20 protein-coding genes are annotated in these 20,768 nt (G+C 72.7%); 10 read left to right on the top strand and 10 right to left on the bottom strand.

The annotated features are described in order from the left end of the window. Nucleotides 1-10 precede the first annotated feature (10 nt). The 5 genes from HHX37_RS10565 to HHX37_RS10545 all read left to right on the top strand — a co-directional run bounded on the left by HHX37_RS10565 (nucleotide 11) and on the right by HHX37_RS10545 (nucleotide 5,301). Entirely contained in the window at nucleotides 11-1,246 is a 1,236-nt protein-coding gene (locus HHX37_RS10565) for a low temperature requirement protein A (RefSeq protein WP_220502754.1), read from the top strand. Between the two features lie 114 nt (nucleotides 1,247-1,360). Further along, a complete protein-coding gene (locus HHX37_RS10560; protein WP_182885278.1) occupies nucleotides 1,361-2,110 on the top strand; it encodes an SDR family oxidoreductase in 750 nt (249 codons plus the stop codon). A 184-nt stretch (nucleotides 2,111-2,294) separates the two neighbouring features. Next, nucleotides 2,295-2,555: a hypothetical protein gene (locus HHX37_RS10555; RefSeq protein ID WP_182882173.1), complete on the top strand. Its 261-nt coding sequence runs from the start codon at nucleotides 2,295-2,297 to the stop codon at nucleotides 2,553-2,555. A gap of 650 nt (nucleotides 2,556-3,205) precedes the next feature. Continuing rightward, nucleotides 3,206-3,925, top strand: a complete 720-nt coding sequence (locus tag HHX37_RS10550; RefSeq protein WP_182885277.1) for an alpha/beta fold hydrolase — start codon at nucleotides 3,206-3,208, stop codon at nucleotides 3,923-3,925. A gap of 311 nt (nucleotides 3,926-4,236) precedes the next feature. Then, nucleotides 4,237-5,301, top strand: coding sequence for a ferritin-like domain-containing protein (locus HHX37_RS10545; protein WP_182885276.1), 1,065 nt, complete (start codon nucleotides 4,237-4,239; stop codon nucleotides 5,299-5,301). Between the two features lie 159 nt (nucleotides 5,302-5,460). Here the strand turns inward: HHX37_RS10545 and HHX37_RS10540 are convergent, their stop codons facing one another. Further along, a complete protein-coding gene (locus tag HHX37_RS10540) occupies nucleotides 5,461-6,171 on the bottom strand; it encodes an alpha/beta fold hydrolase (RefSeq protein WP_182885275.1) in 711 nt (236 codons plus the stop codon). Between the two features lie 483 nt (nucleotides 6,172-6,654). Between HHX37_RS10540 and HHX37_RS10535 the strand changes: the two genes are divergently transcribed. The 5 genes from HHX37_RS10535 to HHX37_RS10515 all read left to right on the top strand — a co-directional run bounded on the left by HHX37_RS10535 (nucleotide 6,655) and on the right by HHX37_RS10515 (nucleotide 12,883). After that, a complete protein-coding gene (locus HHX37_RS10535; RefSeq protein WP_111701588.1) occupies nucleotides 6,655-7,287 on the top strand; it encodes an HNH endonuclease family protein in 633 nt (210 codons plus the stop codon). A 94-nt stretch (nucleotides 7,288-7,381) separates the two neighbouring features. Next, complete coding sequence (locus HHX37_RS10530) at nucleotides 7,382-7,960, top strand: NADAR family protein (protein ID WP_182885274.1); 579 nt, start codon at nucleotides 7,382-7,384, stop codon at nucleotides 7,958-7,960. A gap of 84 nt (nucleotides 7,961-8,044) precedes the next feature. Beyond that, on the top strand, nucleotides 8,045-8,989 hold the full coding sequence (gene sigJ, locus HHX37_RS10525) for an RNA polymerase sigma factor SigJ (protein WP_182885273.1): 945 nt from the start codon (nucleotides 8,045-8,047) through the stop codon (nucleotides 8,987-8,989). 93 nt (nucleotides 8,990-9,082) lie between these two features. Then, nucleotides 9,083-10,279: an NAD(P)/FAD-dependent oxidoreductase gene (locus tag HHX37_RS10520; protein WP_182882167.1), complete on the top strand. Its 1,197-nt coding sequence runs from the start codon at nucleotides 9,083-9,085 to the stop codon at nucleotides 10,277-10,279. Nucleotides 10,280-10,648: 369 nt separating this feature from the next. Next, on the top strand, nucleotides 10,649-12,883 hold the full coding sequence (locus tag HHX37_RS10515) for an ATP-binding protein (RefSeq protein WP_182885272.1): 2,235 nt from the start codon (nucleotides 10,649-10,651) through the stop codon (nucleotides 12,881-12,883). A gap of 27 nt (nucleotides 12,884-12,910) precedes the next feature. Here HHX37_RS10515 and HHX37_RS10510 read toward each other — a convergent pair whose 3' ends face one another. The 9 genes from HHX37_RS10510 to HHX37_RS10470 are packed head-to-tail and all read right to left on the bottom strand — an operon-like array spanning nucleotide 12,911 to nucleotide 20,762. Beyond that, nucleotides 12,911-13,678 carry an ABC transporter permease gene (locus HHX37_RS10510; RefSeq protein WP_111701593.1) on the bottom strand — a complete coding sequence of 256 codons (768 nt, stop codon included), beginning with the start codon at nucleotides 13,676-13,678 and terminating at the stop codon, nucleotides 12,911-12,913. 39 nt (nucleotides 13,679-13,717) lie between these two features. Further along, nucleotides 13,718-14,668 (bottom strand): ABC transporter ATP-binding protein, encoded by a 951-nt coding sequence (locus tag HHX37_RS10505; RefSeq protein WP_182876468.1) that lies wholly within the window; start codon nucleotides 14,666-14,668, stop codon nucleotides 13,718-13,720. Between the two features lie 23 nt (nucleotides 14,669-14,691). Then, entirely contained in the window at nucleotides 14,692-15,063 is a 372-nt protein-coding gene (locus HHX37_RS10500; protein WP_111701594.1) for a holo-ACP synthase, read from the bottom strand. Beyond that, nucleotides 15,063-16,292, bottom strand: a complete 1,230-nt coding sequence (locus HHX37_RS10495) for an acyl-CoA dehydrogenase family protein (RefSeq protein WP_220499449.1) — start codon at nucleotides 16,290-16,292, stop codon at nucleotides 15,063-15,065. The genes HHX37_RS10500 and HHX37_RS10495 overlap by 1 nt, the downstream gene beginning before the upstream one ends. Continuing rightward, the gene (locus HHX37_RS10490; RefSeq protein ID WP_182882165.1) at nucleotides 16,285-16,881 is read right to left on the bottom strand and encodes a hypothetical protein; all 597 of its coding nucleotides are present in this window, start codon (nucleotides 16,879-16,881) and stop codon (nucleotides 16,285-16,287) included. Before HHX37_RS10490 ends, HHX37_RS10495 begins: the two co-directional genes overlap by 8 nt. Next, a complete protein-coding gene (locus HHX37_RS10485; RefSeq protein WP_182885271.1) occupies nucleotides 16,878-17,729 on the bottom strand; it encodes a hypothetical protein in 852 nt (283 codons plus the stop codon). Before HHX37_RS10485 ends, HHX37_RS10490 begins: the two co-directional genes overlap by 4 nt. A 9-nt stretch (nucleotides 17,730-17,738) precedes the next feature. After that, nucleotides 17,739-18,011, bottom strand: a complete 273-nt coding sequence (locus HHX37_RS10480; protein WP_111701597.1) for an acyl carrier protein — start codon at nucleotides 18,009-18,011, stop codon at nucleotides 17,739-17,741. 31 nt (nucleotides 18,012-18,042) lie between these two features. Then, a complete protein-coding gene (locus HHX37_RS10475) occupies nucleotides 18,043-19,380 on the bottom strand; it encodes a type III PLP-dependent enzyme (protein ID WP_182885270.1) in 1,338 nt (445 codons plus the stop codon). After that, on the bottom strand, nucleotides 19,377-20,762 hold the full coding sequence (locus HHX37_RS10470; RefSeq protein ID WP_182882162.1) for an ATP-grasp domain-containing protein: 1,386 nt from the start codon (nucleotides 20,760-20,762) through the stop codon (nucleotides 19,377-19,379). Before HHX37_RS10470 ends, HHX37_RS10475 begins: the two co-directional genes overlap by 4 nt. Between the last annotated feature and the right edge of the window lie 6 nt (nucleotides 20,763-20,768).

Below are 20,768 nucleotides of genomic sequence, written 5' to 3'. Positions count from 1 at the left end.
GAGAACGACCTTGCCGTCAGCAGGCACCACGATCCGGATCCGGGTCCGGATGAGCGCTCGCGCCGTCGACGAGCCGCACCGCGCCGCGAGCCAGCTCGAGCTGCTGTTCGACCTCACCTTCGTGGTCGCGGTGGCGGCCGTCACCGCCCAGTTCGCGCACGAGATCGCCGCCGGGCACGGCCTGGCCGGTGTGGTGCCGTTCCTTCAGGTGTTCTTCGCGATCTGGTGGGCGTGGATGAACTTCACGTGGTTCGCCTCGTCCTACGACACCGACGACGTCGCCTACCGGCTGCTGACCATGGTGCAGATGGCCGGTGTGCTGATCCTCGCCGCCGGCGTGCCCGCCGCGGGGAGCCGCTCCGACTACGGGGTCATCACGCTCGGCTACCTCGTCATGAGGATCGGGCTCGTCGCCCAGTGGCTGCGGGCCGGTCTGGAAGACCCGGAGAGGCGCCGCACCGCGCTCCGCTACGCCGGCGGCATCACCGCCCTGCAGGCGGGCTGGCTGGCGCGGCTCGTCCTCGTGGAGACGGGAGTCCTGCCCTCGTGGTCCGGCCTGCCGTTCTTCGTCTGCCTGGCCGCCCTGGAACTCGCGGTGCCGTGGTGGGCCGAGCGGGTCAGGGCCACCAACTGGCACCCGCACCACATCGCCGAGCGCTACGGCCTGTTCACGATCATCCTGCTCGGTGAGAGCGTGCTGGCCGCGACCAGAGGGGTCGGAGGAGCGCTCGAGGCGGGCGAGGTCGGCGGTCCCTTCCTCGTGATCGCCGGCGCCGGTCTCGTCCTGCTGTTCGCCCTGTGGTGGCTGTACTTCCTCGGCCCGGCGGGGGACGGTCTCACCGACCGCCGTCACCGGTCCTACCTGTGGGGGTACGGCCACTACGGCATATTCGCCGCCCTGGCCGCCCTCGGCGCCGGGCTCGAGGTGGCGGTGGAGCGGAGCGGCCACGACGGCGCGGCGTCGCCGACGGCGCTCGGCTACGCGGTCGCCGTCCCGGTGGGTCTGTATCTCGCCCTGCTGCTGGCGGTACATGTGCTCGTCGTCGCGGAGCCCGTCATCCTGCCCGCCGCGGTGCTGGGGTGCGCCGCCGTCGTCCTGTCGCTGCCGCTCGCGGCGCCCTGGATCGGCGTGGCCGCCGTGGTCGCCGCGATCGCGGCCGTCTGCGTGCTGCTGGTCGCCGTCACGATCTGGACGGCCGCCGGGGCGCGTCGTGGGAACCGCGGCGAGCCGGTCCGTCTCCCGTGACGTACGCCACGCCCAGAAGAATCCCGCGGCGGCCGTCACAAGCCGGGAGGCTGTCCGGTCCTAGCTGGCGACCGGGTCGCGACGAGGTGGCCCGGCGTACGGAAAGGGAACGGCATGAAGATCGTGGTGATCGGCGGGACCGGCCTGATCGGCTCGAAGCTGGTGACGAAGCTGACCGAGCACGGCCACGAGGCGGTGGCCGCGTCGCCGAACACCGGCGTCAACACGCTGACCGGCGAGGGACTCGCCGAGGTGCTGACGGGCGCGCAGGTGGTGGTCGACGTCTCGAACTCCCCGTCGTTCGAGCGGGCCGCCGTGCTGAAGTTCTTCGAGACCTCCACGGGCAATCTGCTCGCGGCGGAGGCGGAGGCGGGCGTGGGTCACCACGTCGCGGTGTCGATCGTGGGAACGGAACGGATGCCGGACAACGGCTACTTCGCCGCGAAGATCGCGCAGGAGCAGCTGATCGAGAAGTCGGGAATCCCGTTCTCGCTCGTGCACTCGACCCAGTTCTTCGAGTTCGCCCGGGGCATCGCCGACGAGGGCACGGTGGACGGCAAGGTGCACATGGCGCCCGTGCTCTTCCAGCCCATCGCGGGCGACGACGTCGCCAAGGCGGTCGGCCGGACCGCGGTGGGGTCGCCGCTGAACGGCAGGGTGGAGATCGCCGGGCCCGAGCGGTTCCGGATGGACGAGTTCTTCCGCCAGGCGCTCACCGCCTGGGGCGACCCGCGCGAGGTGGTCACCGACCCGCACGCGCGTTACTTCGGCAGTGAGCTGAGCGAGCAATCGCTGGTGCCGATCGACGACGCCACCCTCGGCACGATCCGTTACCTGGACTGGCTCGGCGGCACCGGAAAGTAGACCGCGGCGGACGGCGCCGCCCTCACCGCGGAAGGCCGGCATGGAAGGCCGGTGCGGGAGGCCGGGCCCGCCTGGGTGCCGGCCGCCCGCCGGGGGCCGCTTCGCGCCCGGCCGGATCATACGGCCGGACGACACGGGGATGACACGGCCGGATCACGCGCCAGGACATGCGTACGGAGGAATGATGAGTGCCCCGAGCGGCGAGAACGATTTCCTGCACGAGCTCCAGATCGAGGTCGAGGCGGAGGTCGTCGAGGTCGGGTGGAGCCGTCCCGAGGAGGCCGCCGGCCTGCCGGTCGCCGACTGGCTGTTCGACCCCGCGGACGCCGAACGTGAGGAGATCGCCCTGCGAGGTCTCCTCGACGCGGTCGAGGTGCTGGAGGACGGCGCCTGCCCGGACGCTCCCGCCGACGACGGCCAGGCCGGTCTTCATTGGCAGGGTTGATTGTTGGGGTTCGCGCCGGAAAGGTAGGCTGCGCGCCGATTCGAGGTGCGGCGCCGGTACCCTCCGACGTCCCGCGCAGACTCTCGCGTTCGTCGCGCGACGCCTGCTCGCGGAGCCGATCGGGCTGGTGCTCGTGCTCGAACCGCCCCGGGTCTGACACCGGCGGAGCCGGCAGGTGGATTCCGGCGGACCGACGCGCGGCCGCCGGCGAGCCGGATCGAGCAGAGCTTCCTGCGGCGGGTCCAGTCGTTGCAGGCGAGTTCGCCCTGGCCGACGCGCTGGTCGCCGAGGCGGTGACGATCGGGTAGGTGACGGGCAGCCGCTTCCTGGCCCAGTACGCGGTGGCCCAGTACGCGGCCCTGATACTCGAACCGTGGAGCGGCCGGGAAGCCGCGACGCGTCAGGTGAGCGAAGCGATCGCGCGGGACCCGGCCATCCGGGGGGAAGGCAAGGTGCTGACCGCGACCGGAGCACCGACGGTCCTCGGCACCTCGGCGTGCGTCCGTGCCCAGGTGAGCCTGGGACGCCTACACCACCGACCCCGACCAGCGGGCCGAGAGCACCGCCTCCCACTGCGCGCCTGCGCGCGCCGCGACCGTGCAGGCCGTCGCCGTCCTCAGGACGGCCCTGAACACCGGAAAGGCACCCGCATGAGCGAGCAGCCCGTCATCGTCCTGGTCCACGGCGCCTTCGCCGAGTCTGCCTCCTGGAACCGCGTCATCCGGCGCCTGCACGGTCACGGCCTGTCCGCCGTCGCCGCGGCCAACCCGCTGCGCAGTGTCGAGGGCGACGCGGCGTACGTGCGCGACGTGATCGCCGGCCTCGGCCGCCCGGTCGTCCTGGTCGGCCACTCGTACGGCGGCATGGTCGTCACCCAGGCCGCGGCCGGTCACCCGGCCGTACGCGCCCTGGTCTACGTCGCGGCCTTCGCCCCCGAGCCCGGCGAGAGCGCGTTCCTGCTGACCGGCAGGTTCGAGGGCAGCACCCTGGGCACGGCGCTGGAGGCCTACCCGGTCGTCTCCGGCGGCAACGAGTTCCGCATCGCGGCGGACAGGTTCCACCACCAGTTCTGCGCCGACCTCGACGCCGGCGAGGCCGCCCTGATGGCGGCGACCCAGCGGCCGGTGACCGAGCGGGCGCTGACCGGCGCGCTGACGGCGGACGAGCCCGCCTGGCGCACCATTCCGTCCTGGTTCGTCCACGGAGAGCGCGATCTCAGCATCCCGGCCGCGGCGCTGCGCTTCATGGCCGAGCGCGCCGGCGCCCGCAGGACCAGGGAGATCGCGGGCGCGTCACACGCGGTCGCCGCGTCGCAGCCCGACGCTGTGACCGCCGTCATCCGCGACGCCGCCGGCCACGCGCGGCGGTGAGATCGACTTTTCCGGCACCGACCGGCCGGCCCGCTACGGCGACCGTGTCCGCCGACCGGGCGACACCGTGGTCTTCGACCCGACCGAGCCGTCCTTCGTGGACTGCCCGGGTCCGCGGGTCCTGATCTCGACCGCGCGGCGAGCCGTCGCCGGCGAAAGGCGGGGGCCGCGGAGGTGGGGGCCGTGGAGGTGGGGACCGCGGAGGTGGGGACCGCGGAGAGACCTACGGGGCTGTCACGAACGCGGCGGCTGTCCGGTCCTATCGGACGACCGGTCGCACACCTGAGATCGACAACGGAGGTAGAGCTCTTATGACACATCCGGAACCACGCGGGACCATCGCCGTTCCCGGTCCGGCGGGGATCGACACGCTCGACAGTCTGCGTGAGCACCTGCAGTGGGCGGTCGAGCTGGAACACGCGACGCTGCCGTCGTACCTGTGCGCGCTGTACTCCCTGCGGCCGGAGGACAATCCGGAGGCCGTGGAGGTGGTGGGCAGCGTCTTCGCCGAGGAGATGCTGCACCTGGCGCTGGCGGCGAACCTGCTCAACGCCGTCGGAGGCCGGCCGCGTCTCGACATGCCCGGGATGCTGCCGCCGTACCCCCGGCGGCTGCCCCACAGCGACCTGGAACTGTCGCTGCTCCCGTTCGGCCCGGAGGCCCTGGAGATGTTCCTGCGCCTGGAACGGCCGGCGCCGCCCGGCGCCCCGGCGCAGGGCGACGGCTACGAGACCATCGGGCAGTTCTACGAGGCGATCGAACAGGGACTGCGCCGGCTGTGCGAGCGGCTCGGCGAACGGGAGGTCTTCTGCGGCGACCCCGCCCGCCAGGTGAACAGCGGGCATTTCCGGCACACCACGGGCCGGCTGTTCGCGGTGGAGGATCTGGAGTCGGCGCTGGGGGCGCTGAAGGAGATCGTCGAAGAGGGCGAGGGCTCGGCCCGGGGCGAGGTCTGGGACGGGGACCAGGACGTCTTCCACCCCGACCGCGACGAGGTCGCGCACTACTACCGCTTCCAGGAACTCAAACTCGGCCGGCGCTACCGGCGGGGCGACACCCCGCAGTCCGGGCCGACCGGCGAGCCGATCTCCGTGGACCCGGCCGCCGTACGCCCGATGCGGCCCAACCCGCGGCTGTCCGACCACGCCCCGGGCAGCGTCGTCCGGACCGCGCAGGAGGAGTTCAACCGCACCTACTGCACCCTGCTGAACCAGCTGGAGCAGGCCTTCGACGGCCTGCCGAAGCTGCTCGGGGCCGCCGTCGGCACCATGTACACGCTCAGGGCCCAGGCCGACGCCCTGTTGCTGCTGCCGGACGCGGACGGCACCACCGCGGGCCCCACCTTCGAGTACGTGCCACCGGAGGCATGCTCGTGAGCGTCCCGCTCCCGGCCATGCGTACGCGAGCGTCGGCGTGACCACGGCGGGGGCGGTGCCTGTCCCGAAGGAGCGGCAGTCCCGGCCGCGCGCCTCCCGGCCAGCGTCCTGCCGCCACACATGTCCGCGGCCGTCGCACCGGTGGGGCTTGCGCGGCCCTCAACGGCAGGCCTGCCGCCTCTGCGCCGATGCGTGCGCGACACCTTCGCCGAGCAGTAGCGCGGCGACCGCCTCCGGGGCCTCGTGCATCGCGTCGTGGCCGGTCGGGAGGTCGTGGACCTGCCATGCGGGATCGGCTTGGAGCCGGGTGCGGAGCGCGGCGAACGGCGTCCGGTCCTCCCACCGCGAGCAGTAGACGAACTCCCGGCGAGGGACCCGGGCGAGCGCGCCCGTGAGCCGGATCGTCTGCAGGAACGAGGCGAGGGGATGGGGACGGCAGCGGGGATCGACGCCGTCCGGCGGCCGGACGGCGTAGCCGGTGGCCGCGGCGCCGGCCGCGAACGCCTCCCGGTAGCGCTCGGTCGTCGACGACCAGCACGACTCGCCGTCGCGCGGTACGTAGGCGTCGAGATGCACCAGTCGTGAGACCCGGCCGTCGGCGCGGTCGGCGGCGGCGGCGATCACCATCCCGCCGTAGCTGTGGCCGACCAGCGTCGCACCGGTGATGCGGGCGCGATCGAGGAGGCGCAACACGTCGTCGGCGTGCGTGTCGAGGTTGGCGGCCGCGACCGTCGCGTCGTCGTCGTCCGGCCGCAGACCGGTCAGGGTCAGGGCGTGAACGGCATGACCGGCACCCTCCAGCAGCGGAACCACCTCCTCGAACGACCAGGAGCCGTGCCAACCGCCGGGCACGAGGACGAACGTCGCCATGCGTGTCTCCTCCTCTCTCAAGCCGCGGCATCGAGCCACGCCGCCTCGACGACGTGTGGTCCGGCCGGGCGCTCCGCGCGGCCGGACCACTCCGCATGAACACGGTGCCACCGGATCACGATGTGGCCGGCCACCGGCAGGACGCCGGCCGATGCCTCGTTCGCCGGCAACCCTGCCTGATCGCCGGTGCGATGTCACATAGGCGGCCGTGCCGGAAGGGCGGATCCGCCGCCGTTTACACAATCTTCATTTGCCCGATGGCGGGGCGTACCCCGCCTCCCGCGGCCCTGAGAGGCCTTTTGAGCAGGTACGACCGCACCTCGCGGAAGTCGTCGGCGAAGCCCGACAAAAAAGGTCAATTTGCATAACTACGACCTGCTATTTCGGGATTTATCGCTATTAGCGAATGTCCGAGCTGTCTGACTGCTCCGTTCGTGTCCAGCCCCCTCTCCTGGCCGGAGCAGCAGGCAGAAGGGGACGCTCGTGAGACGAGCCTTCGCCGCCCTCGCCACCGCCCTCGGCGCCCTGTCCCTCCTCCTCACCCTGACCACCGGCCCCTCCCTCGCCACCCCGCCGAACATCCCGTCCGCGAGCACCGCAGCCTCCCGGCTGGCCTCGCTCACCGTGGCCGCCGAGTCGCACCAGTCGACCTACAACCGCGACCTCTTCCCGCACTGGATCACCGTCTCGGGCGCCTGCAACACCCGCGAGCAGGTGCTCAAGCGGGACGGCAGCGGCGTGGTGACCGACTCGAGCTGCGCCTCCGTCTCCGGAAGCTGGTACAGCCCGTACGACGGAGCGACCTGGCACGCGGCCTCCGACGTCGACATCGACCACATGGTCCCCCTCGCCGAGGCGTGGCGGTCCGGTGCGTGGGCCTGGACCACCGCCCAGCGCCAGGCGTACGCCAACGACCTCGGCGGTCCCGAACTGTGGGCCGTCACCGACAACGTCAACCAGGCCAAGGGCGACCAGGACCCCACCACCTGGAAGCCGTCCCTGACCTCCTTCTGGTGCACCTACGCCCGCGCGTGGATCCAGGTGAAGTGGTACTACGGCCTCACCCTGCAGAGCGGCGAGAAGTCCGCCCTGACCACCATGCTCGGCTACTGCTGACCCGCTCCCCCGCTGCTGCTGCTGCGGCGGCGTGCCGCCGCAGCAGCAGCGCCGCGTAAGTCGATGGCGGGGAAGGGACCGGGTGTGGCACGGTGTGGACGTGTCTGAGCAGATCGCGCTGCCGCGCAGTGTGGACGAGGCGGTCGCCGCGGAGCACGCGGGTCACGCCCTTCGTTACCTGTACTTCTGGGGTCACCGGCCCCCGCGCGACGGCGGCGTCGGCCCCGGCTGCCTGTCGCAGTGGTGGCCGGTCGCCTTCACCGAGGACGGCCACGCCTTCGCCTCCGCCGAGCACTACATGATGGCGCACAAGGCCTGGCTGTTCGGCGACGACCAGACCGCCGGGAAGATCCTCGCCGCGGGTCACCCGAACGAGGCCAAGACCCTCGGCCGCGCCGTACGCGACTTCGACGAGCAGGTCTGGAACGCCCACCGGTTCGAGATCGTGGTCCGCGGCAGCGTCGCGAAGTTCGGCCAGCACGCCGACCTGCGCCGCTTCCTCCTCGCGACCACCGGCCGGGTGTTGGTGGAGGCCAGCCCGAACGACCGGATCTGGGGCATCGGCCTGACCGCCGGCGACGAACGCGCCGCCTCCCCCGCCACCTGGCAGGGCCTCAACCTGCTCGGCTTCGCCCTGATGACCGCCCGCGACATCCTCGCGACCGAGCCCTGAACACCGGGGCCCCTGAACACCGAGCCCGGACGCCGGCCACGGCCCCGGCGCGGGGGCGGCGGATCGGCGACCTAGGATCGGGGCATGCCCTTGACCGCGAGTGACGTCGACCGGTTCGAAGCGGCCAGGCCGCGCCTGGAGGCCATCGCCTACCGGCTTCTCGGCTCCGCCGGGGAGGCAGAGGACGCCGTACAGGAGACGTTCCTGCGCTGGCAGGCCGCCGACGTCGACCACGTCGAGGTTCCCGAGGCCTGGCTGACGAAGGTGCTCACCAACCTGTGCCTCAACCTGCTCACCTCCGCGCGGGCGCGCCGCGAGACCTATGTGGGCCAGTGGCTGCCGGAGCCGCTGCTCGCCGGAGACCCGATGCTCGGCCCGGCCGACACCGCCGAGCAGCGCGAGTCGGTCTCGTACGCGGTCCTCACCCTCATGGAGCGCCTCTCCCCCAGTGAACGGGCCGTGTACGTGCTGCGGGAGGCCTTCGGCTACCCGCACCGGGACATCGCCGAGATCCTCGACATCACCGAGGCCGCCAGCCAGCAGATCTTCCACCGCGCCAGGAAGCACGTCGCGGACGGCAGGGCCCGGGCCGAGATCGACCAGGCCGCCGCCCGGCGGATCGTCGAGGAGTTCCTCGCGGCCGCCGCCAGCGGCCGGATCGAGCCGCTCGTACGCATGCTCACCGAGGACGCCGTCTCGATCGGCGACGGCGGCGGGAAGGTCCCCGCCCGGGCCAAGGCTTTCGAGGGCGCCATCGCGGTCGCGAAGTTCCTCCGGGGCCTGTTCAGACCCGGCGAGGCCAAGCGCGCCCTCGCCGGCGGCGCGCCCGGACTCTACGCGTCGACCGCCAACGGCGACCCCGCCGTCGTGGCCGTCGTGAACGGCCGGGTCGTCGGCGTCATGTGCCTGGAGGTCACCGCCGAGGGCATCGCCGCGTGCCGCAACCAGGTCAATCCCGACAAGCTCGAACGCGCCACGGCGCTCTGGGCGCTCGCCGACCACGGGAAGCCGCTGGCCACCGCCTTCTGAACCCGGTGTGAGGCGCTTCACATCGCGTTCCTGTCAGCAAACGGCGCGCTGCCCGGTTCAAGGGGCAGATCACCACACGACAGGAGCAGGGACATGCAGCACCGCATCGTCGTCCTCGGCGCCGGATACGCCGGAGCCATCGCCGCCGGACGCCTCGCCAAGCGGCTCCGCCGCGAGGACGTCGCCATCACCCTCGTCAACGCCGAGCCCGACTTCGTCGAACGCGTCCGGATGCACCAGCTGGCGACCGGCCAGCGCCTCAAGCCCCGGCCGTTCGCCGAGATGTTCGCGGGCACCGGCGTCGAGGTGAGGATCGCGAAGGTCACCGGCGTCGACGTCGACCGCAGGACCGTCGCCGTCACCGGCGCGGACGGCGACGGAGAACTCGCCTACGACACGCTCGTCTACGCCCTCGGCAGCGGCTGGAATCCCCAGGGCGTCCCGGGAACCGCCGAGCACGCGTACGAGATCGCCGGCCGTCCCGGCGCGCTGCGGCTGCGCGAGCGCCTGGCCCGCCTCGGCGCCGGGCAGACCGTGGTCGTCGTCGGCGGGGGCCTCACCGGTGTGGAGGCCGCGACCGAGATCGCCGAGGCGCGCCCGGACCTCCGCGTCGCCCTCGCCGCCCGCGACGGCCTCGGCGACTGGCTCTCGCCCAAGGGCCGCGAGCATCTGCGGAAGGTCTTCGGCAGGCTCGGGATCACCGTCCACGAGCACTTCACCGTCGGCTCCGTCGAGGCCGACCGCGTCGTCGCCGCCGACGGCACGGCCGTCCCGGCCGCGGTCACCGTGTGGGCCACCGGGTTCGCGGTCCACCCGATCGCGCAGGCGACCACCCTGGAGGTCAGCGAAACCGGACAGATCGTGGTCGACGGGACGCTGCGCTCGGTCTCGCACCCGGACGTGTACGCCGTCGGCGACGCGGCCATGGCGATGGGCCCCGGGAACAAGCCGCTGCGGATGTCGTGCGCCTCGGGCACCCCGAGCGCCTGGCAGGCGGCCGACGCGATCGCGGCTCGCCTGACCGGCGGCAAGCTTCCCCACGTGTCGATCCGCTACTTCAACCAGTGCGTCTCGCTGGGCCGCAAGGACGGTCTGATCCAGTTCGTCACCGCCGACGACCGAGCCGTGCCGGCGGCCCTGACCGGGCGGCTCGCCGCCCTCTACAAGGAACTGGTCTGCAAGGGCGCCGCCTGGGGCGTCGCCAACCCGACGCTCGGCATGCCGGCCCGGCGCCGCCCCGTCACCCACAAGCGGGCCGCGGCGGGGTCTGCCCTCAGGGAACCGGCGTAGCGCGGCCTGGGGCGGCCGTCGCGTCCTCCGCGACCGAAACTCCGGAACATGACCGCTTCGAAGCTCACTCCCGTGGATGACACAGGGCGATTCGGCAGCACTACAAGTAAGCCAGCGAATCTGCGGCGGAGCCGTAAATCAGAAACATTCAGTCCGAAACTGGCACAAACGATGCCTATATGGCAATTGAGGCAATTAGTGCTTGAATAGTCGATAGATCGCGAGATGGCCTTCTCGTACACCGGCTGGACGCGGCACGGGGCCACATGATCGCGCGGGACGAGGTGTGCCGAGAGGAGGTCCGGAGGGGGCGACGTCCCGGAGGCACCGCGTCACGGCGGTCCGACGTTCGCCGCATCTGGGGTTTCGATGGAGAACGCGTCGTTCGGAGTCGCACTTCGGGATCTACGCAGGGAGCGCGGCCTGTCGCTGGCGTCGCTCTCGGCGCTGACCCACTACAGCAAGGGCTACCTGAGCAGGATCGAGACGGGCGAACGCCCGCCGACGCCGCTGGTGGCCAGACGCTGTGACGAGGTGCTCCGGGCCGAGGGAGCCCTCGCCGGGCTGGTGCCGGCGCGCCGCCGGCACCAGGACGGGTTCCGGCGTCCCGCGCAGCTTCCGGCCGCCCCCCGCGCCTTCGCCGGCCGCGCGGCCGCGCTGGCCGAACTCGACGACGCCCGGCGGAGCCATCAGATGGTGGTCGTCTCCGGCCCGGCCGGTGTCGGCAAGACGGCGACGGCGCTGTACTGGTCCCACCGCGCCGCCCCCCGGTTTCCCGACGGGTGCCTGTTCGCGGATCTGCGCGGCTTCGATCCGACCGGCGCTCCCGCCGAGCCCGCCGAGGTGCTCGCCCGCTTCCTCCGCGACCTCGGCTGCTCCCCCGCGTCCATACCCGCCGGTCTGGAGCCGCGCGCGGCCCGGCTGCGCACCCTGCTGGACGGCAGGCGCGTCCTGATCGTCGTCGACAACGCGGCGACGGCCGACCAGGTGCGCCCGCTGATCCCGGGCTCGGCCGGATGCCGGCTGGTGGTGACCAGCCGCAGCCGGTTGTCCGGCCTGGTCGCCAGGGACGGCGCCGCACGCCTCGTGCTCGCGCCGCTGCCGGAGTACGAGGCGCTGACGCAGCTCGGGGAGGCCATCGGCGACCGTCGTGTCGCGGAGGAGCCCGAGGCCGCGGCGGAGATCGCCAGGAGGTGCGGCTATCTTCCGCTGGCGCTTCGCATCGCGGCCGAACGGGCGCAGGCACGGCCGTCGGTGCGGCTGGCGGCCCTCGCCACCGAGCTCGCGGTCACCCGCGAGCGGTTGAACCTGCTGGCCACGACCGAGGACGAGGCGACCACGGTCCGCTCGGTGTTCTCCTGGTCCTACCGGGCGCTGCCGCCGGACGCCGCCCGCATGTTCCGGCTGCTCGGCCTGCACCGCGGCGCCGACCTCGGCGTTCCGGCGGCCGCCGCGCTGGCCGGGACCGGCCGCTCCCAGGCGCAGCGCCTGCTGGAGGCGCTGGCCGCCGTCCACCTGCTGGAGGAGGCCGACTCCGGGCGGTACCGCTTCCACGACCTGGTCCGGTTGTACGCCGCCGAGTGCGCCGAGGCCGACGAGTCCGCGGAGGAGCGGTCCGCGGCCGTACGCCGGCTGCTCGGGTGGTATCTGCACACCGCGGACGCCGCCGGCCGCCGGATCGATCCCCTGCGCCGCCGCGCGGAGTCCGGCCCTCCCGGCGAGCGGCCGAGCACGTTCGCCGACTATGCCGAGGCGCTCGACTGGTTCGACGCCGAGCGCGCCAACCTGGCCGCCGTCGTACGGCACGCCGCCGGCACGGGCCACACCGTCCTCGCCTGGCGGCTGGCCGACGCCGGAGGGAGCTACTTCGTCCTGCGCAAGCCGTGGGCCGAATGGGTCTCGGCGTACCAGGCCGGTCTGACCGCCGCGCGGGACGGCAAGGACGAGGTGGGCGAGGCCTGGATGCTGGACGGTCTCGCCGCGGTCCACCGTGACCTGGGCAGTCTCGACGAGGCGCTGGAGTGCTGCGAGCAGGCTCTCGTGATCTGGCGGCGCGTGGGCGACCGCGCGGCCGAGTGCGCCTCCCTGAACGATCTCGGCGACATCTGCCGCACGTTCGGCCGTACGGCGACCGCGCTCGTCCGGTTGCGCGAGGCCCTCGCCCTGAGCCGTGAGATCGGCGGCGCGCGCGAGACGGCCACCGCGCTCGGCCGGATCGGCGAGACCTATCTGCGGATCGGTCAGATCGACCAGGCCCTCCGGTTCCTCTCCGACGCGCTCGCCGTGTTCACCAAGCTCGGTGACCGGAACGGCGAGGCGCGCGTGCTCGACACCATGGGCGTGGCCTACCAGACCCTCCGATGCGGCGACCGCGCCGTCGATCTCCTGCGCGCCGCGCTCCAGGTACGCCGTGAGCTGGGCGACCGGCACGGCGCGGCGACCACGCTGCTCCACCTCGGCGAGGTCTACCGCGACGTCCGTGAGGAGGCCCCCGCCCGGGTGGCGCTCCGTGAGGCGCTCACGATCTGCGAGGAGTCGGACGACCCGCGCGTGGGCCGGTTGCGGGAACTGCTCGGCGACCGTCGCGGGGACGCGCTGCCGTGACGCCCGCCCCCGCATGAGGAGCCGTCCTCACGCGTGCCTTCTGGAGAAGAGGCGGGCGCCGAGCACCAGGCAGACCACGGCGGTGACGACGGCGACCGCGGCGCCCGTCACGACGACCGAACCGGTGTAGTCGCCGTAGAGGGCGGTGCGCATGCCGTCCACGATGTAACGGAACGGCGTGAGCCGGGAGATGACGTCGAGCCACGCGGGCGCGAGGGTCATCGGAAGCAGGATCCCGGAGAGGAGCAGCAGCGGGATGGCCGCCACGTTCAGCAGGGGCGTGAACGACTCCTCGTTGCGCACGAGCAGGCCGAGCCCGTGTGACAGGGCGGACAGCCCGACCGCGATGGCGGCGACGAAGAGGAACATCAGGAGGAGGCCGACCAGCGGCGCGCGCAGGCCGAACACGTACGCCACGGCGAGCAGGACCACCGTCTGGACGAGCAGGACCACGGTGTCCCGCATGACCCGGCCGGCGAGCAGGGCGAAACGGCTCACCGGAGTGACCCGCATCCGCTCGAACACGCCCGAGCGCAGGTCGGCGATGATGGACAGGCCGGCGAACAGGGGGCCGAACAGGCCGAGCTGGATCAGCAGGCCGGGCACGAAGAAACGCCACGCCGCCCCGGCCGGCAGCCCGTCGACCCCGGCCCCGGCCACGCTGACCAGCAGCGGGCCGAGGAAGGCCAGGTAGAGCGCCGGCTGGAACAGGCCGATGATCGGCCACGCCGGGGAGCGCAGCGACAGCCGCATCTGCCTGACGAAGATCAGCGAACTTTCGGATATGAGGGACATGCACGCTCCTCTAAGGTCGGGGCCGCCGCCGCGACGGGATCACGAGTGGTTCTCGTTCAGCGAGGATCCGGTCAGGGCGAGGAAGACGTCGTCCAGCGTCGGCCGGGCGATGTTGACGGATCGCAGGTCGAGGCCGGCCTGGTCCGCCGTGCGCATCAGCCAGACGAGCGCCTGCTCACCGCCGCGCGCGGTCAGCCGTACGGTCTGCCCGGAGACGGCGATCTCGTCCAGGCCGGGGCACTCGGCGAGCACCGCCTTCGCGTGGTCGGCGTCGCCGCCGAGGGTCAGGCTGACCACGTCGCCGGAGATCCGGCGCTTGAGGGCGTCGGGGGTGCCCTCCGCGATGACCCGCCCGTGGTTCATCACCAGGATCCGGTCACAGAGGGAGTCGGCCTCGTCGAGGTAGTGCGTGGTGAGGAAGACCGTGGTGCCGTGTTCGTCGCGCAGGCGGCGGATGTGCGTCCACAGGTCGCTGCGGCTCTGCGGGTCCAGGCCCACGGACGGCTCGTCCAGGAAGACCAGCGGCGGCTCGTGGACGAGCCCGAGGGCGATGTCGGTGCGCCGCCGCTGGCCGCCCGACAGCGTACGGATCGGCCGGTCCGCGAGGCCGGTGAGGTCGAGACGCTCGCACAGGTCGGCGGCCCGGCGCTCCGCGTCCTGTTTGCCGATCCCGTACAGCCGCGCCTGGAGGATCAGTTCCTCGGCCACCCGGCAGTTGCCGTCGGTGCCGCCGGCCTGCGCCACGTAGCCGATGCGGCGGCGGACGCCGGCCGGGTCGGCGTCCACGTCGACGCCGACGACGGTCGCCCGGCCCGAGGTGGGCTTGAGCATCGTGGTCAGGATGCGCAGGGTGGTGGTCTTCCCGGCGCCGTTCGGCCCCAGGAATCCGATGATCTCGCCGGGACGGACCTCGAAGTCGACGCCCCGGACGGCCTCGACCGTCCTGCCGCCGACGGTGAACGTGCGGGTAAGCCCGGTGGCCTGGATGATGGGCACGACCGCTCCTGATGTGCTCACGACCAGGCCGCCGCGACGGCGACGACCAGGTCACCCTTGTGTGTGATGGAGACGTCGACGCCGCGGACGCCGGCGGCGTCGGCGGCCGTGCGGGCGGCGCCCTCCAGCGTGACCTCGGGGGCTCCGGAGAAGGCGCGGGCGACCACGATCTCGCGGGGCGCGACGCCCTGGAAGAGCCCCATCCGGAACACCTTGAGCACGGCCTCCTTGGCGGCGAACCGGCCGGCCAGGAACTCCCTGCCGCGCTCCTCCGACAGGCCCTTGGCCGCCGCGAGTTCCGCCGGGGCGAACGCGTAGTCGTCGAACCAGCGGCGGGCGCGCAGCCGGTCCAGTTCGCCGATGGACATCAGGTCGACACCGACACGCATCAGACCACCCCTTCGACCACACGTCCGGGGCGGACGTCCCGGTCTCGCGATGTGAAATAGTCGTCCCGCAACAGCCCCTGGAAGACGCCGCGGCGGTGGATGTTGCCGGTGCCCTCCATGAACTCGAAGGCCCGCACGTCCCGGTACAGCTTGTCCAGCCGGGGATGCTCGACCAGCGACGCCGGGCCGAGCAGCCGGGCCGCCAGCAGGGTGGCGTCCTCGGCGAGGCGCGCGGCGCGCATCTTGACGCCGCTGACCCGGAACGTGTTGGGCGACCCGGCGTCGATCTCCGCCGCGACGTCGCGGAGGAGGCGGCGCAGCCGGTTCAGCCGGTCGATCGTGCCGTCGACCTCGGCTCGGTCCGCGCCGGCGAGCGCGGGCCGCTGTTCCAGCACGTAGTCGCAGGCCGCCCGGCCCACGCCCAGGGCGAACGCGGCGACGCTGGGCCGGAACCACAGCATGGCCTGCAGCGCCCCCTGCAGCCCGCGCCGGCTGCGCGGCCGGTGGCGGCCGAGCACCCGCTCGGGCGGGATGCGCATCCCGTCGAAGCGCAGCCGGCTGATCCGCGCGCCGCGCAACCCGATGATCGGGAGCGTCTCGGCGTGGAATCCGGGGTCGCCGGTGTCCACCATGACGGCCTCGATGCCCCACGGTCCCGAGGCCCGGCGGCAGAACACCACGCCGACCCGCGCGTGCGCGCCGTTGCCGATGTACATCTTCTCGCCGCTCAGCACCCATCCGTCGCCGGAGGGATCGGGGTCCAGGCGGGCCGTGAGCTCGGTCGCCGCCGAGCCCTTCTCCGGTTCGGTCAGCGCGAAGAAGGCCCACGTGGGCCAGTCGGAGGTCCGGCCGAAGAACCAGTCCTGCTGCGCCTCGTCGGCCAGGGCCCGCAGGACCACCGTCGACAGGGCGGGCCCCGGGCTGGCCAGCGTCATGCCCGGATCGCCGTACGCGAGCCACTCCGCCGCGAGGATCCACTCGGCGCACGAGGCCTCCGCGGGCACGAAGGACGGCAGGAGGTCGTCGTGGCGGGCGAACCGCGCCGGGGTGAGCATGTGCTGCTGGAGCCGTACGGCGGGCAGGTGGAGGAACCGGTGGATGGCGTCCGGATCGGCGTCGAGCTCCGCGCCCGGCTCGCGCAGCTCCCGCGCGGCCTCCCGGAAGTACTGTTCGAGCGCGTCCATCCGCTCGCCGCGCGTGTCCAGGGCGTACGGCGCGGTCTCAGGCATGGTGGTCCTCCGTCTCCGGCCGTACGCGGTGGTCCGGGCCGGGCTGGAGGTAGACGTTCCCCGCCACCTCGGCCAGGTAGAGGTCGGCGCCGGGTCCCTCGGCGAGCATGCCGTATCCGCCGAGGAGGCGGAGTAGGACCCGGCCGGTGCTGGTCAGGCGCTGGTGGCGGGCCCAGCGGACGTCTCGGCCGGTCTCCTCCTCCGGTTCCGCCGCCTCCTCCTGCAACTCCATCGCGACGTCGGCCAGGTCGGCCTGGAGCTGCGGCCGCGCCAGCAGGCTGGTGCCCTCGCTGACCCGTTCGCCCAGGCGGGTGATCGTGTGCGCCAGCGTCCGGCGGAGCACAGTGTGCTGCAGCGCGAGCAGGCCCTCGGCGAACCGGGCGGCCGTCGCGTCGTCGCGGGCGCTGCCGGCGGACGCGGGCACGCACGCGAGCCCGAAGCGGCTGAACCCGCCCGGCCCGGCCACGCCGAGCGCCTCCGCCGAGGCGAGGACGCATCCGGACGGCGAGGCGACGAACCCGCCGGATGTCACGTCGGCGTGCAGGGCGTCGAGCAGGGGCGGGTAGCTCCCGAGAACGGCTGTGGTCATCGGCGCTCTCCCCCGGTGGCGGCCTCGCGGCGGGTGAACGTGGCGACGTGGCTGATCCCGGTGCGCGGATCGGTGTCGCCGAGCACGATCGTCCGGTAGGCGGCGCCCCATTCGGCGTGGTGCCTGGCGAACTCCAGCCAGACCCCGGTGCAGTAGGAGCCGGGCGGCGCCTGGTGGGCCTTCGGCCCGGCCGGGCCCGTCTCGGCGGTGGCGGCCCACGAACCGGTCACCACCAGCCGGTCCCCGGGATCGGAACCCTCCGGCAGCCCGGGCGGCTCGTCGAGCAGGGCGGCGAGATCCCGGTTCGGCCCCGCCGAGGCGAGCCCGGCCAGTTCCCAGCCGCCCGCGCCGCCGAGCACCAGCAGCACCGCCGAGTCCACCAGGTCGCCGTCCTGGACGAACGGCTCCGGGTAGGGATACGTCGTCTGCTCGACGACCAGCACGGCGGCGCTGTGGCAACGCCCGGACCGCAGATAGGCGCCGGCGATCCGCAGTGCCGTGAACGGTGCGCCGAGCCCCTGCTCGGAGACCGCGAAACTCATGGACCGGCCACCGAGCACGTGACCGAGGTGCGCCGCCAGGGTCTTCTCCGGCGCGTGCGGGTCGGGCAGCGCGTACGCGACGATCAGCAGGTCCGGGCCGGGCAGCGGGCCGGGGGCCGCCCGCAGCACCCCCTCGGCGAGCTCCAGGAAGGTCGCGTTGCTCCCGCCCGCCGCGAACGACGTGTCGAAACGCATCCCGTACGGGGCGAGCACACCCTCGTTGAACTCGGCGATGTCGGGTTCGAAGTGGCACGGACGGGTGGTACGCGGCACGTAGGCGACCGCGGTCTCCAGTGACAGGGCCATGACGGTGCGTCAGCCGGCGTTGCCGGTGGAGACGAGGTCCACGAGCCCCTGGAGGTAGTCGACCAGGGTGCCGATGGTGCGGAAGCTGTCCATGTCGAGACCCTCGGGGTCGATCTCGACGACCATCGTGTCCTCCACGGCCATGAGCAGTTCGAGGATCGACGTGGAGTCGAGCTGAAGGTCGTCGAACAGCCGGGTGTCCTCCGTCACGTCGGGCACATCCCGCTGGAGCACCTCGCCGACGGCCCGGACGACCGCTGCCACTATCTCGGATCGGTTCATTGCCGGTCTTCCCTTCTCACTGTGGGACGGTTCACTGCGCGACAGGCTGTGCGACGGGCTGTGCGACTCGCTGTACGGCGGTCGGCTCCGCCGCGGGCCCGGCGGCCGGGCCCGGCCGGTCGACGAGGACCTGCCTGCCCAGCAGGTCCTCGACGGTGTCGCGGTGCCGGACGAGATGCGCGGTGCCGCCGGAGACGAGGACCTCGGCCGGGTATCCGTGGCTGAGGAACAGCACCGGGGACGACGTGGGCCCGTAGGCGCCCGAGCGCTCGACCCCGATCAGGTCGCCGGGCCGCACCTCGGGCAGGGCCACCTTGCGGCCGAGCACGTCGTCGGGGGTGCACAGCGGGCCGGTGATGGTGTAGCGGCGGTCGGCGAGCTCCCCGGGGTGGTCGATCGACCGGATGGGGAAGTTGCGCTTGACGAAGCTGCCCACCCCGACGGCGGCCATGTGGTGGTTCATCCCGCCGTCGGTGACGACGAACCACTCCCCCTTCGACTGCTTCACGTACCTGGCCCGGACGACGTACGTGCCGGAGCGGCCCGCGAGGTAGCGGCCGAGTTCCATGATCACCCGGCAGTCCGGGTGTTCCGCGGCGAACTCCCCGACGACCGCGTTGACCCCGTCGGTCAGCCGGTCGAGGTCGAGGTCCTTCTCGTTCTCGAAGTACGCGATGCCGAGACCTCCGCCGATGTCGACGGTCTCGAGCGGGAAGCCGAGCGTGGCGCTCAGCTCGCGCGCGGCGGCGAGGATGCCGGCGGTGTTCTGGACGACGCCGTCCTCGTCGAGGATGCGGGTGCCCATGTACGCGTGGATCCCGGTGACGCGCACGTTGCGCAGCGCGCGCAGCGCCGGCGCGCTCTCCAGCAGCAGTTCGTGGTCGATGCCGAACTGCCGGGGCTTGCCGCCCATCGACAGGCGGGCCCCCTTGGTGGTGAACGCCGGGTTGACCCGCAGCAGGACGCGGGTCCCGGGCCGGCCGAGCCGGTCGAGCGCGGCCAGCTCTTCGAGCGACTCGCAGACGACGGCCGCGATACCGTCCTCCAGGCAGGCCCGGAGCTCGCCCTCGGACTTGCCCGGCCCGAGGAAGATGACGTCGTCCGGCGCCGCGCCGGCCCACCGCGCCGTCGCGAGCTCCGCCATCGAGGACACCTCGAGGCCGGCGCCGAGCGACCGCATGACGGAGCAGACGCTGACGTTCGGGTTGGCCTTGGCCGAGTAGAAGATGTCGACGGCGGGATGCAGGCGCCGCCGGAGCTCCGTGTAGGCGTCGGTCAGCACATCGGCGTCGTAGATGTACAGAGGGGTGCCGAACCGGTCGGCGAGATCGGCGACCGGAATGCCCTGCACGGCGTACGCGTCGGTCATGAGTCCTCCCTGGGCTGGATCACACCGGCGAGAGCGGCCTGGACGGCCCTGTCGAGCGCGGTCAGCCGGTCGTGGTCAGGAGCGGTGAGCAGGGTGTAGAGCCGGCCCTGGTGCGGCGTGCCGTCACCTGTGCCGGCGTTGCCGGTGCCGATGTTCACCGTGCCGAAGCAGGTGACGATCAACCGGCCGCCGGACGCCGGGAACAGCAGCGGGCCGAGGACCCGGCGCAGGTCGTCGAAGACGAGCGGCGCCGCGGACCGCACCGGGTAGTGCCGGGCGAGGGCGACGTGACCGGGGGCGTGGAAGCGCTCGGTCATCCCACCCTGGTAGGTCGACATGTTGAACCTGGCGTTGATCTCCAGGACGGGGTGGACCCGTTCGTCGTCCGCGACGATGGCGTCGATGCCCGCCACCCCGAAGAACCCGTCGGCGGCCAGCCGGCCGCCCACCTCCTCGGCGGCGCGGCGCAGCAGCGCGTGCTGGTCGTCGTTCAGGTCCGCGGGCATGAGGTGCCCCTGGTGGACGCCGCGCTCGGTCAGCGCCTGCTTGACGAAGTCGAGCCGCACGCCGCCACGGCGGTCGACGGTGATCTGGTAGTTGAGGTCGGCGCGCTTGGGGATCCAGTGCTCGACCACCAGCGCGACGCGGTCGTCGCCGGTGCGGGCCGCGCGCCGTTCCAGGATGCGCACCAGCCGGTCGGCCTTCGCCGCGGTGTCGAGCACGACCAGCCCCTTGCCGGAGACGCCGTACGCGTCCTTGACCACCACCGGTCCCGGGAGGCCGGCGGCCTGGGCGAGCGCGTGCCGCAGCTCGCCGAGCGTCTCGCAGCACCATCCGGGCACGGGGGGCAGCCCGAGCTCCTCGGTGATGCGGCGGCTGTAGATCTTGCTGTTCACCCGCTCGAACGTCGCGGCGTCCGGCACGGCCAGCGGCACCTGGGCGGAGACCGCCAGCTTCTCCTCGAACTCCGAGGTCCCCATGGGGATGAGCCGGGCGCCCCGCCGGCCGAGGGCGCTCAGCCGGTCGAGCGCCTGCGGCGAGTTCAGCAGGTCCTCAGCGGTCGACCTGTCCCCGGTCGTCGTCTCCGGCACGAGCACCGCCGGAAGGCCGATCCCGAGATCCTCGCCGAGGTAGCGGAGGTAACCCTGGTCGGGCGCGTTCTTGACGAGGATGACGTCGCCGGGCCCGGCGAGCAGGAGGCCGAGCTCCTCCATCCGCTGGACCACTTCCGTCGGCGCCGCCGCCGGCGCCGGCAGGCCGATGTGGTGGCGCGCCCACTGGGTCTCCACCTCGAAGTTGCACAGGAAGGCCAGCGGCGTGGCCGGATCCCCGGTCAGCGCGGTCTTGAGCCGCCGGAGGTAGTCGGTGCTCTCACGTGTCACAGCGTT

It is taken from the genome of Microbispora sp. H10885 (assembly GCF_014161415.1).
In the GTDB taxonomy this organism is placed as follows: Bacteria; Actinomycetota; Actinomycetes; order Streptosporangiales; family Streptosporangiaceae; genus Microbispora; species Microbispora triticiradicis.
The sequence above is the reverse complement of the archived record's forward strand: the minus strand, read 5'-3'. Positions and strand labels throughout refer to the sequence as shown.